Raw genomic sequence first — 14,659 nt, 5'->3', positions numbered from 1 at the left:
CCAAGAAAGGCTTTGCTTTGAACGATTTTGTCGCCACCCTGACCCGCTGGGCCGTTCGCATCCTGCTGATGCTTGTGGGCCTGGTCTTCTTTGTCAGCTTGCTGACCGCCGCGGCGCTGCTGGCCCTGGTCTGGGCCGTGAGAGCGCTGTGGGCCAGGCTCACCGGCCAGCCGGTGATGCCCTGGGCCATGCGCATGAGCCCGCGGGCGGGCTGGCAGACCGTGTACCGCTCCGGCTCCGAGTGGATGGCACAGCGTCCGCAGCGCGCCTATGGCGCTGCCGAGGGCGGTGGTCGCCGCGTCGGTGCCGGCGTACTTCCGGGTGCGGGCGAGGTGACCGACGTTCAGCCCCGTGAAGTGCGCAAGCCCTGAAGCGTCTTGCTGCAGCCTTTACGCGGCCTGCGCATCTTCGTGCCCAGGCCGCGCGTGGCGGCCCGTATAGTCTGAAACCCTCGGGAGCCCGTGCAAGGCTCCCTTTTTTTTCCTGCCGCTGCATGCCAACATGTGCCGCGACGCATCCTTGGAATGCGGCGCATGCAAGTGTCTTCTTACCATTGAGCCTATGACCCAGCTGGATCTCCACCGCGTCTTCGACCTTCAGTACCAGGCCAGCCGGGCGCAGGTGGACGTGCCCCTGCTGGTACGCCGCGAACGCCTGCTGCGCATGCAAAAGCTGCTGGACGAGCACGGCCCCGTGCTGGCTGCCGCCGTGCAGGCCGACTTCGGCATGCGCTCGCCACGGCTGACCGAGATGGTGGAATTGTTCGTGCTGCGCAACCTGCTCAAGCACACGCTGCGCCATCTGGCGCGCTGGTCGGGGCGCCAGCGGGTGCGAACGCCGCTGATGCTCATGCCCGGCCGGGGATGGATAGAGCGCCAGCCGCTGGGCGTGGTGGGGGTGATTTCCCCGTGGAACTATCCGGTGCAGCTGGCGCTGGGGCCGGCCATCACGGCCCTGGCGGCGGGCAACCGCGTGATGCTCAAGCCCAGCGAACTCACGCCGCACACCTCGGCCCAGCTGGCAGCGCTGGTGGGGCAGTTTTTCGCGCCCGAGGAATTCGCCGTCATCGAAGGCGATGTGAGCATTGCCACGCAGTTCTCGGGCCTGCACTTCGACCATCTGCTGTTCACCGGCTCGACTGCCGTGGGCCGTCGCGTGGCGCAGGCGGCGGCGGCGCACCTGACGCCGACGACGCTGGAGCTCGGTGGCAAGTCGCCCTGCATCATCTCCACCGACTGCGACCTGAAGGAGGCCGCGCTCAAGATCGCGCATGGCAAGCTCGTCAACGCGGGCCAGACCTGCATCGCCCCCGACTACGTGCTGCTGCCGCGCGGGCAGGAGGCGGAGTTTGCCGAGGCCTTCCGCGCCGCGGCGCGGCGGCTGTTCCCGCGCTTTGCCGGCAATCCCGACTATGCGGCCATCCTCACCAAGCGCCACCTGGCGCGCCTGCGGCAGATGCTGCGCCAGGCCCAGGGCATGGGGGCGCATGTCGAGTGGATGGAGGATGGCGGAGCCGGCCAGGAGAGCGCCGACATGGCCTGGGGCGATGCCGTGGAGCGCCAGATGGCGCCGGCCCTGGTCTTCAATGCCACCAGCCAGATGCAGCTCATGCAGGAGGAGATCTTCGGCCCCATCCTGCCCGTGATCAGCTACGACAGGCTGGATGACGTGGTCTCGGCCATCAATGCAGGGCCCAGGCCGCTGGCGCTGTACTGGTTCGGCCGCGATGAGAAAGTGCGTGATGCCGTGCTGTCACGCACCATCAGCGGCGGGGTGACGGTCAACGACACCCTGCTGCACTTCGCCCACGAGAACCTGCCCTTCGGCGGCGTGGGCGACAGCGGCTGGGGTGCCTACCATTCGGAGCAGGGCTTTGCACGGCTGAGCCATCAGAAGGCGGTGTTCGTGCAGTCGCGCTGGTCGGGGGCTTCGATGCTGTATCCGCCCTATGGCGCAAGGTTCGACCGCATCATGGAGTTGATGCGCCGCTGGCTGTGAGCGAGGGGGCGATTTCTCGCCGTTGCCGGGCTTGCCTGCATCGTGAGAAATTGTCAACTGATTCCCTGCCAAGCCTTGTGTCGCGTGCGCCAGCTGCTCTTTTTTGGAGAGCACATAGCACATCCCCATGCCGAGGGCAAGAAAACGAGCACAGCCGTACTTGCGTGCATGGCTAAGAGCCGCAACGCACGCAAAAAGCGCGATTCCTGTGAAAATCACGCCCTTCTATTTTCACCTGTTTTCGTTTCGGTTTTTCCATGTCTAGTATCCAGGTTCGTCCAGCCACTCTCCGCGATGCAAAAGCGATTGCCCAGATCCATACTGCTTCCGCCATGGAGGCTTATCGCGGTCTGGTTCCCGATGACCAGCTCAAGAGCATGTCGTCGGTAGAAAAACGCCAGGCCTATTGGCGCGAAGCCATCGAATTTTGCGAACCCCAGGTTCAGGTCGCCATCGACGGCGACAAGATCGTCGGCTTCGTCGGTTTCGACCGCTCGCGCGATGAAAAGTCGCGCCAGACCACCGGTGAAATTTGGGCCATCTATGCCGCTCCCACGCACTGGAATCAGGGTGTGGGCGTGGCCCTGTGGGACGCCGCACGCGACGGCCTGCTCGAAGAAGGCTGCACCAATGTCACCTCGTGGGTGCCGCTGCGCAATGAACGCGCGCTGCGCTTTCATGAGCTCGCCGGCTTCAAGCGCGAAATGTCCACCGCCAAGACGGCCCAGGTTGGCGCTCTCAAGATCGAGGAAGTGCGGCTCAAGCGCGCACTGAACTGATCGATTCGCCAAACCATCCACCCATCACTCACGGAGCAGCAGGCCTTGTCCTCTTCCCAGAACTGGTCCCTGCTGCAGTGGCAGGAGCACGAGGCCACCCAGGTTGCCCTGTGGCGCGCGGACAGCACCATGACCGCACCGCGCCGCATCGTCATTGCTGACGACAGCCTGGCCGCCGACAGCGCCTACCGCCTGGCCTGCGAAGGCCAGGCCATGCTGTGGCGCGGCGATTTCCAGAATGCCCGGCAGTTGCTGTCGGCCCTGGGCCGCCGCCTCGACAAGCCCGCACGTGAGACTTCCGCCAAGGCGCGCCAGCGCCGCGCCGGCAAGGAAGACGCCAAGCCGGTCTTTCCCCACGCCTTCCACCTGCACCGCCAGGCACTGGCGCAGCGTGCGCGCATCCTGTCCAGTGTGATGATCGAGCTCGATACCCGCTGGCACTGTGCCCTGCGCCGCGCACCGGACTGGAGCGAAGCCTGTCGCGAAGCCTGGGGCGAAATTCCCGCCGACCAGGGCGCTCAAAGCGTGATCGTTCCCCTGCGTGAACTGCTGGGTGCCCTGGGCGCACATGAGTGGCGCAAGAAGGGCGTGGCCCTGGCCGTGCCGGGCATGCCGGAGTTCAGCATTCACCCGCACTACGGCGTGTTCTCCCCGGTGCGCGGCGAATACCTGGATCTGGTGGCGCAGGCTCCCCTGCCGGCCGCAGCCCAGCAGGCTGATGCCGCCGTCTGGGATATCGGCACGGGCACGGGCGTGCTTTCCGCTCTCTTGCTGCACCGTGGCGTGCGGCAGGTGGTGGCCACCGACCTGAGCGACCGGGCACTGGCCTGCGCGCAGGACAACCTGCAGCGGCTGGGTCTGGCGCAGCGCGTGAGCCTGCGCAAGGCGGACCTGTTCCCTGAAGGCCGGGCCGCCTTGGTGGTCTGCAATCCGCCGTGGCTGCCGGGCAAGGCCAGCTCCTTGCTGGAGCAGGCCGTCTATGACGAAGGCAGCCGCATGCTGCGCGGTTTTGTCGAGGGCCTTGCTGCACATCTGCTGCCAGGCGGCCAAGGCTGGCTGATCCTGTCGGATCTGGCCGAGCACCTGCAGTTGCGCTCGCGCGAGGAACTGCTGGGCTGGATCGATGCCGCAGGCCTGCAGGTCCTGGGCCGCGAGGACATCCGCCCGCGCCATGGAAAGGCTGCGGACTCCACCGATCCGCTGCACGCGGCACGCGCCGCCGAGCTCACCTCGCTGTGGCGCCTGGCGCCGCGCTGATCGCGCGCGCGTCCACCCTTCGTTTCGTCTAGACGCCCTGTGCCGTCGCTGCCTCCTGGGGCAGCAGATGCCGCAGGCGCTCGCGCAAGGCATCGGCGCGCTCGTCGCCCGCATGTTCCTGCACGGTCTGCAGCAGCTGCAGGGCGGCCGCCTGCAGTGCCTCAAGATCGCGTGCCTCGCGCAGCAGATGGCGCAGCACCTGGGCCTTGTCCTCATGGCGGTTGGCGAACATACGCTCGCACATATCGAACAGGTACATGCGTGTGCCGGCAAGATTCAGCGTGGCGGCGGGGCCGGGCGGGCTGGATTCCTTCGCAGCGGCCGGTGCCATGGAGGGGGCCTGAGCATGAGCCGGGGGTGATGATTCGGCGGCTTGGCCAGCCAGGCGCTGCAGGTGGCCGCTGGCGATCAGTTGCTCGATCAGTTCGCCGGCCTGTGCGCCCAGCACCTGCTGCAACTGCTCCTCGGTGCGGCCATCGGCCATCAGCAGCACCGAGCGCTCGCGCAGCGGCAGGCTGCGGCGGCCGGGCTGCAGCTCTTCAAGGGCCTTGGCGGTTTTTTGCAGCAGCATGGTGGGGGCAGGGAGTCCGACAAGCCCCGATTGCACGTTACATGAATGACCGTGGCGTGAAGAAGTCATGACAACTGGCCCGCCCCGATGTTCTGCGGCAAGCGCACAATCGCCTGCCATCGCATGGGCGGGCGCTGATTTGCAGGGGCTGGCGGACGATGCCGGTCACGGAAATATTGTTTGATCTGTAACAGGAAGACGGGGCGCAGGCCTCGCGACATAGGTGATGAGACTGTTGCTGGCGCCCATGGAGGGCTTGCTTGATTTCGTGCTGCGCGATGTGCTCACGCGCGTGGGCGGCGCAGACCGCTGTGTCTCGGAGTTCATCCGCGTCACGGGGACCGTGCTGCCCGACAAGGTGTTCCTGCGCACCATGCCGGAGCTCAACAACGGCAGCCGGACGCTGGCAGGTGTCCCTGTGCGTGCGCAGCTGCTGGGCTCGGACCCGGACAGCATGGCGGCCAATGCGGCCAATCTGGCGCGCCTGGGTCCGGAAGGCATCGATCTGAACTTCGGCTGCCCCGCCAAGGTGGTCAACCGCCATGGCGGTGGTGCTGCGCTGCTGCAGGACCCGGAGCAGATCACGCGCGTGGTGGGGGCCGTGCGTGCAGCCGTGCCGGCGGCCATGCCTGTGTCGGCCAAGATGCGCCTGGGTTTCAACGACACGACCCTGATGACCGAATGCGCTCAGGCCATGCAGGCCGGTGGCGCCTGCGAAATCGTCGTCCACGCCCGCACCAAGCTCGACGGCTACCGGCCGCCGGCCTACTGGGACATGATCCCGCGCATCCGCGAGTCCGTGACCGTGCCCGTGGTGGCCAATGGCGAGATCTGGACGGTGGAGGATGCGCTGCGCTGCCGCGAGCAATCGGGCTGCGGCGATCTGATGCTGGGCCGGGGGATCGTCGCCGACCCAGGCCTGGCGCTGGCCATTCGCTCTGCCGTGGAAGGCGGGCACGCACCGGCGGAACAGCTTGCAGCGCAGGTGTCCTGGAGCGATCTGGTGCCGCAAGTCCAGCGTTTCTGGGACATGGTCTGCGAGGATCTGGAGCCGCGCCAGCGCGCAGGCCGCCTCAAGCAATGGCTGAACCTGCTGCGCCGCCGCTTTCCCGAAGCCGAGCAGGCCTACCAGGAAGTGCGCACGCAGACTGACCAGCGCGAGATCACGCTGTGGGTGCAAGCGCTGGCGCGGCGCCAGGAGTGGGCCGGGCTTTAGCGCGATCGGCCGATCACAGCAGATGGTCGGGCGCCAGCGGGCCAATGAGCTTGAGCATCAGGCGCAGGCCCCAGCTGGCATCGGGCTCGCTGTGCTCGTTACCGCGCTCGCTGTCTTCCGAGGCCCGCCACACCAGCTCGCCATCCTTGTCGAGCTCGACGCGCCAGCTGCCATCCTGCAGGCCCTCGTCAATGCTTTGCGTGGCCAGGCGGCCGAACTCGCGGCTGGCGATGAGCAGGGCAATCTCGGTGTTCTGCAACTGGGAGCGCAGATCCAGGTTCATCGAGCCGACTGCCACCAGATGCCCGTCCACCACCAGCAGCTTGGAGTGAAGCATCGCACGTGAGGCGCCTGTCGAGCCGGAAGGACCGCCACCGCCCGTGCTACCCGAGCCGAATGCAGAGCGGACGCTGGCCGCCGTGCTGCGCATCTCGTAGAGTTCAACGCCCATCTCCAGCAGTGCCTTGCGGTGGCGCGCATAGCCGGCATGGGCCAATGGTGCATCGTTGGAGGCCAGCGAATTGGTCAGAATCCGCACGCGCACTCCGCGTTGCCGTGCGCCACGAAACGCCTCCATCATGTCCGGGCCCGGCACGAAATAGGGCGAGACCACCAGCAGATCACGCCGGGTCTTGCGCACCAGGGCCAGCAGACCATCGACCACCGAATCGGCCTCCAGCACCGGACGCGTCGCCTGGCGCAGGGCGCCAGCCGGCTGGCCCATGGGCAGCGTGCCGGCAGGCCTGGCCTGCGGGCCGTTCGGCGCGGGGCTGGCCTGTGCGGACGCATCCGTGCCAGCGCTTGTGATGGAGCCTGGGCCGTCATCCCTGTCCAACGGAATCTTGGCGGGCTCATCTACCAGCACGGCGGCCGATGCCCAGGTCCAGCGAGCCTTTCGCAGATCCATGGGCTGCTGGTCCCAGATGATCCGGCGCTGCTCGGCCGTCTGGTCATCTGCCTTTGCCTCCTTCGGGGGAACGGCAGGCGTGGGGTCCTCCTCCTGCGCCTGGTCATCATCGCCCGCAAAGCGCTCGCGTAACTGTTTGAGTTCCTTGAGGCTGATCAGCGACTGGACGGGATAGGCGCGCTGGTTGTTCCAATAGCTGTCGAAGCTGCGTGACAGGTCGTTGACCACCGGCCCCGCCGCCAGCACGTCGAGGTCCACGAAATTGCTGGCGCTGTCCGCATCGAAATACGCATCGCCCAGATTGCGTCCCCCAATCACACCCATGGCGTTGTCGGCGATGAACAGCTTGTTGTGCATGCGCTGCTGGGCCCGCTGGAAATCCGTCAGCAGCGTATAGGCCCGGCCCAGCGCCGAGCTGCGCGCGCCCGCCAGGGGGTTGAACATGCGCATCTCGATACCCGGCACAAAGGCCAGGCGCATGACCTGCGCATTCGCGCCCGTGCTGTGGAAATCGTCCAGCAGCACGCGCACGCGCACGCCACGCCGTGCTGCCTCGACCACGCCGCGCAGCAGGCGCTGCGTGCTCTCGTCGGCATGGATGGCGTAGTACTGCAGGTCGAGCGTCTGCTGCGCTCCCTCGACCAGTGCCAGCCGGGCGCCATAGGCGGCCTGGGCGCCGGACAGGAGGGTAAAGGCGGAGGTTTGAGGCTTGACGCTGGCAGGCCGCAATTGCTGAACCAAAGACCCCAATGGCGTGCTTTGCGGGGCTTCCAACGCTGCAGTGACGGGGCGATCGACCTGGGAGGGCAAGCTGCTTGCGCAGCCGCAGACCACGGCGGACACCAGCAGGACAAGCGTGGTCCGCAGGCCTCGAAACAGGCTGGTGGGTGGAAGGGGCTGTAAGTTGCGAGCGCCGGACATGATTCGGAGATTTGGCCCAAGGATCGGTCAATCGGGTGTCGGACGGCTGCGCCAGCCGGTGGTCCAGGAAGCCGCTGTTCGCGTCAGAAGCTGGCGCGGGCCACAACGCGGGCCACAACGCGCAGATCTGGCCCGATGCGGTGCACATCATGCAGTGCCAATGCAAGGGCCTCGGACAGCGCGTCCAGCGGCCCGAAACTGGCGATGCCCATGCCACCCGTGCCCAGCAGCTTGGGGGCCAGGTATAGCAGCAGCTCATCGACCAGCCCCTCGCGTACCAGCGAGCCATTGAGCTTGAAGCCGGCTTCCACATGCAGCTCGTTCGTGCCGCGCGCCGCCAGGTCACGCAGCATGGCGCACAGGTCCACCTTGCCGTGCGCGTTGGGCATGGGAATGACGGTCGCGCCCAGGTCCTGCAGTGCACTGGTTTTCGATGCATCCCGGCTGCTGGTGTAGATCAGGCAGCCGGCCGGGGTCTGGAGTACCTGGGCGGTGAGCGGCATGTCCAGCCGGCTGTCCACAACAGCGATGCGCGGCTGGCGCGGCGTAGCCACATCCCGCACGTTCAGGCGCGGGTCATCTTCCAGCACCGTGCCTATGCCCGTCAGTATGGTGCATGCCCTCGCACGCCAGGCATGGCCATCGGCGCGTGCCTCGGGGGATGTGATCCATTGGCTGGTGCCGTTGTGCAACGCGGTCGCCCCATCAAGGGAACTGGCCGCCTTCATGCGCACCCACGGTATGCCGCGCAGCATGCGGCTGAAGAAGCCGATGTTCAGCTCCCGGGACTCGTCTGCACCCGGCCCCACCACCACATCCACGCCTGCCGCCCGCAGGCGCGCGAAGCCTTGGCCGGCGACCTGGGGATTGGGGTCCGTCAGTGCGCCTACCACCTTGGCAACGCCAGCGGCGATCAGGGCATCGCAGCAGGGACCCGTACGGCCCTGGTGCGAGCAAGGCTCCAGCGTCACATAGGCGGTGGCTCCGCGCACATCCTCGCCTCGGGCCACGGCATCGCGCAGTGCCATCACTTCGGCATGTGGGCCGCCAGCCTGCTGAGTGAACCCTTGGCCGACGACTCTGCCATCAGGTGCCACCAGCACGCAGCCCACGCGAGGATTGGGGGAGGAAAGAAAAAGCGCCTGGGCGGCGAGCCCAAGCGCTTGGTGCATGTGTGGCACGGTGTTTGTCATGGTGCCAGGATGGTAGCAAGCCTGGGCTCGGTCAGCGCTTGGCGGATTGGCATTTACCCGGTGCTCACTTGCCCCAGCAGTCAGTAACGATGGTGCCTGTCGTGGCTCCGTTGGCCCCACGCAATCCGCTTTGCGTCAAGGTGTAGTTGCCGCACTTGTCGCCTGTCTGGGCGCCCTTGGGGGTTGCCGTCAACGTGAAAGTTCTTCCATCGGTAGAGTTCAGTGAGATGTCGTATCGATTGGAAGGCACCGTGGCAAGCGCGCTGGGAAATGCTGCGGTCAGGGGGTAGATCCCCGTGGCCGTGGAAGCCCTTTCAAGCCATTGCGCCGCCTGCAGAAGGCCTGCCCTGGCCTCCGCGCGGTGCCCGCGACGTATGTACTCGGAGTAGCTCGGTATGGCAATGGCTCCAAGAATTCCGACAACCGCCACGACGATCATCAATTCGATGAGAGTGAAACCCTGATTTTTTCTTTTCATGATGATCGTGTTAGTAGAACGAGGCATGGTCATTTGACTTGGCGCCAGCTGGGGCGCAAGGACTCTTCTGGCATTGGAGCCAGAGGTTCTTTGTTGTTCTTGGCGTCGATATCCAGAATATTCTTTTTCTGTGTGATCAGGTTGTGCGATCCCTTGCTGACCCGGACTCGCGATACACCTGAATCATCGCTGTTGTATTTTCCATCCTTGTTCATGTCCACCAACTGTACCGTGGGGCGAAGGCCATCCATGATATTGATCATGGTGCGGTATTGACGCTCTTCATCTACGGACGTGGATTCGCAGCTTTCCACGCTGACATCCACATTCGATCCCTTGGCGGGTACTTGGGAATACATGACCAGAATATTGCTGCCATCGTAGAACTCCATGGGCTTGAGGAGCCGCTCTCCGATGGCAGGCATATCCATATACCAGCCATTGAAGTCGCCCCATGTGGTAACGCCCAGCTTGTCAACAGAATCGACGGTGGCGAAATCACCATTGCCGAGTTCGGTGATGGTCTGCTTGGCCAGCTTGGCGGCTGTCACCCCGACGCCCCATGCCTTTGGCGTGGGTATGCAATCTCCTCCCCGGCTGCAGGAAGCATCGCCTGGGTGGACTTCGATCAGCGTCCTGGTGTCGTCTGTGAACCGGTAGCGGGTTTCGTCAAGCACAGAATACAGGGTTTGTACCTGGACATTGTTGGGATCATCCTTCGTGACGTTACGCCCCGTTCCGAACGCTACCATCATTCCTCCTACGCGAACGATTTTTACGTCCTTGCCTGAACCCTTCATGGTGCGATCATTGGCCTGCACAGTTGGTGCAACCGTGATGGGCTGAACATTCGTGCGCAGAGAGGAATTCAGTGCGGTCGGTCCTCTTGCCGTGAAAAGAGGCTGACCACCCAGCGCCACCTGCCACTTGCTTGGGCGAGCGCTCGTGATATCGAACTTCCAGAGATTGCCGAGGTTGTCTCCTGCATAGGCCACGTCTGGGCGGCCATCTCCATTGATGTCGACCAAGCGGGGGGCGGAAAGCCCATTGTCTGCAGCCAATCCCGTTCCGGGGACATCGGCCGTGACCGGGATGCGCAGCAGTTCCTGGTTACCGTCCAGGTACTGGATCAACAGCACCGGCCGCTGGTTGGCGCTGTTGTATCCGTTGCCCATCACCACGGCCCAGCGCCCATCGTTCATGGTGGTGATCTGCGTGGTGCGCATGGGGTCATTCTCATCCAGCACGGGGCGTGCGGTGATATGCCCGATGTCCCTGTCTTCCGCCACTTCCTGGGTGCATGCCGCAAGCTCGGCCGCACTGATGCCTGTCAAGGGGCATGTCGGCGTTTCCGACGCATCCCGGGTCCGGTCCAGCTTGACGAGCGCCTGGGCATTCGCCTCGGAAAATCCGGGTGTTCCTCCACTGAGATTTGCGCTGTCCGGATTGGTCACGTCCAGCACAAAATAGCCTTTGCCGCCGGCTCCCAGAGTACCTACCAGCAAGGTTCGCCAGAAGGAGTTCGATCCGGAGCTCAAATAGACATCCCCGGTCATCGGGGAACCATCGACAAAATATCGATGGCTGGTGTTGAAGGTGGGGTCGGCGAGAGACTTCAACGAGGGAATGACGCCTCTGGGGACATAGGCAATCTTCTCGCTGCCATCCACGGCAGAGAATCCATGCAGCATGCCATCGTTGCCTCCGACATAGATCACGGCCGGACGGGAGCTTCCGCTCACGAAGCTCAGATAGCCCGGAAGGGCATAGTTGCTGGACGGCGTTCCGGTAAACCAGACGACAGAGTTGATGATGTCGCCCTGGCGGCTTTTGCGCTCGCGAAAAGGGCTGCTCGTCGTGTAGCCGCTGGTTTCAGAGCCCTCGTAGCGCCGATCACCACGGACATAGTTGAGAATATTCTCGCCTTTGGTCCCCGTCTTGGCGGTGACATCGTTGGAGTTCAGGCCGAGTGATGCCTTTTGCGCACTGCTGAGAAGGGAATCATCGGTGGCCCACTTGAATGGCACGCCACCCCTATATCTGTTGGAGTCCCATTTGTTGCTCCATGTGAGAATGAGGCGGGTATTGATGTCTGAGATGGCATCGAGCTTGTCGGCCGTATTCTTCCCTCCCCAGCTGGCGGTCGAGACGGTCGTGCCGTCTTTCTGCACGGTTTCCGCCGTGACGAAGCCTTTCCAGTAATTCTGCGGCTCATAGGCACCGGTGAACTTGCCGACGTCGTTTCGCGACGCATTGGAGCCGCTGGTGGCCGTGGATGTCAGGTCGGGGTCCGTCTGAGTGTTGATCTGGCCGAAGATTTCCCGGAAGGCCTTTTCCAGGTCTTCGCCTTTCTCCACCGCATAGAAGCGGCCGCGGCCGTTCAGGGCAGCGTGCCAGAGGTCCAGTGCATTGCGCGACTCTGTGCTGGCTGTCAGATTGGGCCAGGTGGTGCTCCCCTTGGCCAGATCCGGAAAGCTGCCGTCATAGCCGAATGGCACCATCTGCGTCGGACGTGTAATGGAGGAATAGCTCCAATCGAACGCCATTTTGCTGAAGCCAATGGTGTAGGTGACCATGTGCGGCCAGGTGGCCGGGTTGTAGCGGGGGTTCCAGTAGCGATCCAGCGTGACGGAGCTGCCGCTGTCGTTGGTGAATGTTTCCACGGACGGAGCCTTGCGGTAGTCCGCGGTCGGCTGCATGGTGCCCGTCAATCCCGTGGTCTGCATCGGGGTGGCCCAGCTATAGAAGGCCCAGTCGGCAAGGGTGGTGCCCGTGGATGTGTCGCGGTAAAGGGCGGACTTTTTCTGGTCGGCCGCGCCACTGCCGCCGTACACCATGTTGTCGCTGAGCGTCAGGTTGGTGGCATTGTCCCGTCGAGTGCTATCGGGGACACCCGTGGCGGTTCCGTTCCAGCGTCCATCGGTCATCATGATGTGGTAATTGCGGCGGCAGGCAAGATAGGGCGCTCCCGTATTGCCTGGATCGCTGGCCCACGGGCTGTTCTTGCTGAGTCCGCGTCGCATGTAGCTGTCGGCCTGGCTGAACATCAGATGCGATGGAGTGCCACCGCCAGGATTCAGGTTGCTGATGAAGGAGATGAAGTTCGCACGATGCGTGCTTTGCAGCGGGCGCATGGAGTTCGTATTCATCTGGACGGCGCCTCGGCTGTCGGCACTGTCCACATTGTCGGCATTGGACGAGTTGCCGTTGTTCCACATGCCTTGCCATGCCAGCCGGATTTTCTTGTCGGGCAGCAGCGTCGTATCACGGAAGATGCCGCCGGATCCGTTTTTTCCGACGAGTGCATACTTGAGGACGTTGACACGGCGGCTAGTCATCGGCCAGGTGCCATCCGAATTGGGCTCGGTCTGGCTGCTGGCGCCGCTGGCACTTTCCGTGTCAAGCCGAAAGTTCATGCTCCCTGAATCATCGATGGAAATGATGACGTTGGGAGCCACATACGGCTCCTTGGTGCCGGGGGGCGACTGTGCCAGGTCCAGGGCCCAAGCGCCTTGCGGAAGCAGGGCTGCCGCAGCGGCACAGGACAGCAGGGTGCGGGAGAACAGCTGATGAGGGATAGGGGGCTTGCGTTTCATGTCTGCGCCTCTTGATGTTTGTGCCGAGTGGTCGGATTCGCTTGCGGGTGCGGTGACTGGGCCGTGGGCCACCTAGTTCTTGCGCTTTTGCTGTGCATAGGTCTGCTGCAGAACCACCATGGTGTTGGGCTTGCGGCCATAGGCCAGGGCCGTGATGCGGTACACCACGTAGGGCTTCAGGTTGAGCGACAGCAGGTTGGTCGGGGTGTCTGCGATAAGTCCCATGTTCTTGGTGTTCAGGTAGGGCAGCACCTCGATCCAGTACCAGCCGCCGCGATCGGCCGCGCTGGTGTCGGCCAGGATGGGATTGGCGGGCTTGCTGGTGGAGCCCAGCGAGGCGCCTGTGTACTGGCCATATCGGGCCCCCACTCCTGCCGTGGTCAGCTGCGCCAGTGTGAGTCCCAGCCTTTCGTCGCTGTTATTCCAGAAGTCCTGTTTGTCGCCGCGCTTGCCGCAAAGGCCCTGTGAACAACCGGTACCCAAAGAGGACAATAGAGGGGCGATCTCCTGGGTTTCCAGCGGAATCTTGGCCGTGGTGCTGGTGCGGCACACATTGTCCTGACCCGTGCAGACAGTGCCGTCGGCCTTTTCGCCGCGAATGTCGAGTTCCGCATCCTGCAGCAGCGCCTGAGCGGCCTCATAGGCGCGCTGGTAGTCGGCATCATTTCCGACGACAAGCTCGTTGAACAGCGATGTGCGTGACGCCCAGAGCGCCAGCAGCATGGACAGCATGACGAAAATGATGACGACGAACAGCGCGACACCCCGCTGCTGCCGAGAGGCATGGTTGGCAGTCTTGCGATGCATTGCTGGCTTTCTCGTGAATTCAGAGCACGGAGCCGATCAGGCCCTGGCTGCGCAGTTGGAAGACATTGCGATAGGCAATGTGCATGCGCCGGTTGCGCTGGCCGGTGAGCGTGGTCATGTTGACGGATGTGCCATTACAGCCGACATAGCTGCTGCCCGCCGGCAGATCGATGGGCTCATTGCCATAGAGGACCAGGCAGACTTCCACGCCCCGTACCTTGCTCCACTCCACTGTCGTCCAGGCATCGACGTTGGCCGATGGAACATACTGGATGCCCGGCGAGCCAGGCTTGGTGTTGTCCTGGATGAGATAGCGGACCTGGAAATCGGCCACGTTCTGTACCAAGGTCTGCGCGGCCGCGCCATTGCCACTGCATTGCAACTGGCTGCCGCTCAGCTGAAAGACGTTGTCTATGCGCTGGTCTGCACTGCTGTTGGCTGGCCCGCCCACGCAGTTGCGCGCCTGGGACTGCTCTGCGGCATCTGTGTAGACAAGTTCCTTGTAGCGGCGATAGCCGACGGTCAGGGTGGTGGGCGTGGCCGTTCCACTGACCGTATTGAGCGACGGGTCAAACTCCAGGCCGGAGTCGCTTTTAGCCGTTGTCTCGAACGCCACGGGTGTCGAGGTCACCAGGGCAGCCGCGGGCTTCTGGCTTCTGGGATCGAGGTTCAGGTACAGAGAGCCCGCCTGGCGCAGCTGAAGGCCGATGACGCGCATGGCATAGGCCGCTTGCTGCTGGATGCCGCTGGCGTCGCTGACCGTGCCGGACACGCCACGGGACACCATGAGCGCGGCCGTGGCCACGGCGACGACCAGCAGGCCGATGGCCACGCCCACCATCAGCTCAAGCAGGGTGAAGCCTTTCTGAGCCAGGGGACGGGCAAAGGCATGCCGGCGAGGCCGTATCGGCAGGTGCGGCAGGTTTGGTTTCATGA

General features: G+C 64.1%; 12 protein-coding genes. 5 read left to right on the top strand and 7 right to left on the bottom strand.

The window, feature by feature from the left end; all coding sequences use genetic code 11:
* Positions 1 to 17: 17 nt before the first annotated feature.
* From CLV01_RS24570 to CLV01_RS24555, 4 genes are all read left to right on the top strand, one after another.
* Positions 18 to 371, top strand: a complete 354-nt coding sequence (locus CLV01_RS24570; RefSeq protein ID WP_099732987.1) for a hypothetical protein — start codon at positions 18 to 20, stop codon at positions 369 to 371.
* 130 nt (positions 372 to 501) lie between these two features.
* Positions 502 to 1,998: an aldehyde dehydrogenase family protein gene (locus CLV01_RS24565; protein WP_099732988.1), complete on the top strand. Its 1,497-nt coding sequence runs from the start codon at positions 502 to 504 to the stop codon at positions 1,996 to 1,998.
* A gap of 257 nt (positions 1,999 to 2,255) precedes the next feature.
* Positions 2,256 to 2,777, top strand: a complete 522-nt coding sequence (locus CLV01_RS24560; RefSeq protein ID WP_012207003.1) for a GNAT family N-acetyltransferase — start codon at positions 2,256 to 2,258, stop codon at positions 2,775 to 2,777.
* A gap of 45 nt (positions 2,778 to 2,822) precedes the next feature.
* On the top strand, positions 2,823 to 4,034 hold the full coding sequence (locus CLV01_RS24555; protein ID WP_099732989.1) for a N5-glutamine methyltransferase family protein: 1,212 nt from the start codon (positions 2,823 to 2,825) through the stop codon (positions 4,032 to 4,034).
* Between the two features lie 28 nt (positions 4,035 to 4,062).
* On the opposite strand, the gene CLV01_RS24550 is transcribed toward CLV01_RS24555, so the two are convergent.
* Positions 4,063 to 4,605 carry a hypothetical protein gene (locus tag CLV01_RS24550; protein ID WP_099732990.1) on the bottom strand — a complete coding sequence of 181 codons (543 nt, stop codon included), beginning with the start codon at positions 4,603 to 4,605 and terminating at the stop codon, positions 4,063 to 4,065.
* Positions 4,606 to 4,831: 226 nt separating this feature from the next.
* Between CLV01_RS24550 and CLV01_RS24545 the strand changes: the two genes are divergently transcribed.
* A complete protein-coding gene (locus CLV01_RS24545; protein WP_099732991.1) occupies positions 4,832 to 5,821 on the top strand; it encodes a tRNA dihydrouridine synthase in 990 nt (329 codons plus the stop codon).
* A 13-nt stretch (positions 5,822 to 5,834) separates the two neighbouring features.
* Here CLV01_RS24545 and CLV01_RS24540 read toward each other — a convergent pair whose 3' ends face one another.
* The 6 genes from CLV01_RS24540 to CLV01_RS24515 form a co-directional block, all read right to left on the bottom strand.
* Positions 5,835 to 7,649 carry a phospholipase D family protein gene (locus CLV01_RS24540; protein WP_099732992.1) on the bottom strand — a complete coding sequence of 605 codons (1,815 nt, stop codon included), beginning with the start codon at positions 7,647 to 7,649 and terminating at the stop codon, positions 5,835 to 5,837.
* A gap of 83 nt (positions 7,650 to 7,732) precedes the next feature.
* Positions 7,733 to 8,842, bottom strand: coding sequence for a bifunctional diaminohydroxyphosphoribosylaminopyrimidine deaminase/5-amino-6-(5-phosphoribosylamino)uracil reductase RibD (ribD, locus tag CLV01_RS24535; protein ID WP_099732993.1), 1,110 nt, complete (start codon positions 8,840 to 8,842; stop codon positions 7,733 to 7,735).
* Between the two features lie 64 nt (positions 8,843 to 8,906).
* Entirely contained in the window at positions 8,907 to 9,353 is a 447-nt protein-coding gene (locus CLV01_RS24530; protein ID WP_373681077.1) for a type IV pilin protein, read from the bottom strand.
* A complete protein-coding gene (locus tag CLV01_RS24525) occupies positions 9,350 to 12,916 on the bottom strand; it encodes a pilus assembly protein (protein WP_099732994.1) in 3,567 nt (1,188 codons plus the stop codon). The genes CLV01_RS24530 and CLV01_RS24525 overlap by 4 nt, the downstream gene beginning before the upstream one ends.
* Before the next feature lie 72 nt (positions 12,917 to 12,988).
* A complete protein-coding gene (locus CLV01_RS24520) occupies positions 12,989 to 13,723 on the bottom strand; it encodes a pilus assembly PilX family protein (protein WP_012206995.1) in 735 nt (244 codons plus the stop codon).
* 19 nt (positions 13,724 to 13,742) lie between these two features.
* Positions 13,743 to 14,657, bottom strand: coding sequence for a PilW family protein (locus CLV01_RS24515; RefSeq protein WP_099735063.1), 915 nt, complete (start codon positions 14,655 to 14,657; stop codon positions 13,743 to 13,745).
* Between the last annotated feature and the right edge of the window lie 2 nt (positions 14,658 to 14,659).

The sequence above is a fragment of the Delftia sp. 60 genome (genome assembly GCF_002754395.1).
Classification (GTDB): domain Bacteria; phylum Pseudomonadota; class Gammaproteobacteria; order Burkholderiales; family Burkholderiaceae_C; genus Comamonas; species Comamonas acidovorans.
The sequence above is the reverse complement of the archived record's forward strand: the minus strand, read 5'-3'. Positions and strand labels throughout refer to the sequence as shown.

Excerpts from the sequence above, each read along its gene's own strand:
- CLV01_RS24545 (WP_099732991.1), top strand. The coding sequence starts at position 4,832 with ATGAGACTGTTGCTGGCGCCCATGGAGGGCTTGCTTGATTTCGTGCTG.
- CLV01_RS24520 (WP_012206995.1), bottom strand. The coding sequence starts at position 13,723 with ATGCATCGCAAGACTGCCAACCATGCCTCTCGGCAGCAGCGGGGTGTC.
- CLV01_RS24515 (WP_099735063.1), bottom strand. The coding sequence starts at position 14,657 with ATGAAACCAAACCTGCCGCACCTGCCGATACGGCCTCGCCGGCATGCC.
- ribD (WP_099732993.1), bottom strand. The coding sequence starts at position 8,842 with ATGACAAACACCGTGCCACACATGCACCAAGCGCTTGGGCTCGCCGCC.
- CLV01_RS24530 (WP_373681077.1), bottom strand. The coding sequence starts at position 9,353 with ATGACCATGCCTCGTTCTACTAACACGATCATCATGAAAAGAAAAAAT.
- CLV01_RS24540 (WP_099732992.1), bottom strand. The coding sequence starts at position 7,649 with ATGTCCGGCGCTCGCAACTTACAGCCCCTTCCACCCACCAGCCTGTTT.
- CLV01_RS24550 (WP_099732990.1), bottom strand. The coding sequence starts at position 4,605 with ATGCTGCTGCAAAAAACCGCCAAGGCCCTTGAAGAGCTGCAGCCCGGC.
- CLV01_RS24565 (WP_099732988.1), top strand. The coding sequence starts at position 502 with ATGTGCCGCGACGCATCCTTGGAATGCGGCGCATGCAAGTGTCTTCTT.
- CLV01_RS24560 (WP_012207003.1), top strand. The coding sequence starts at position 2,256 with ATGTCTAGTATCCAGGTTCGTCCAGCCACTCTCCGCGATGCAAAAGCG.
- CLV01_RS24525 (WP_099732994.1), bottom strand. The coding sequence starts at position 12,916 with ATGAAACGCAAGCCCCCTATCCCTCATCAGCTGTTCTCCCGCACCCTG.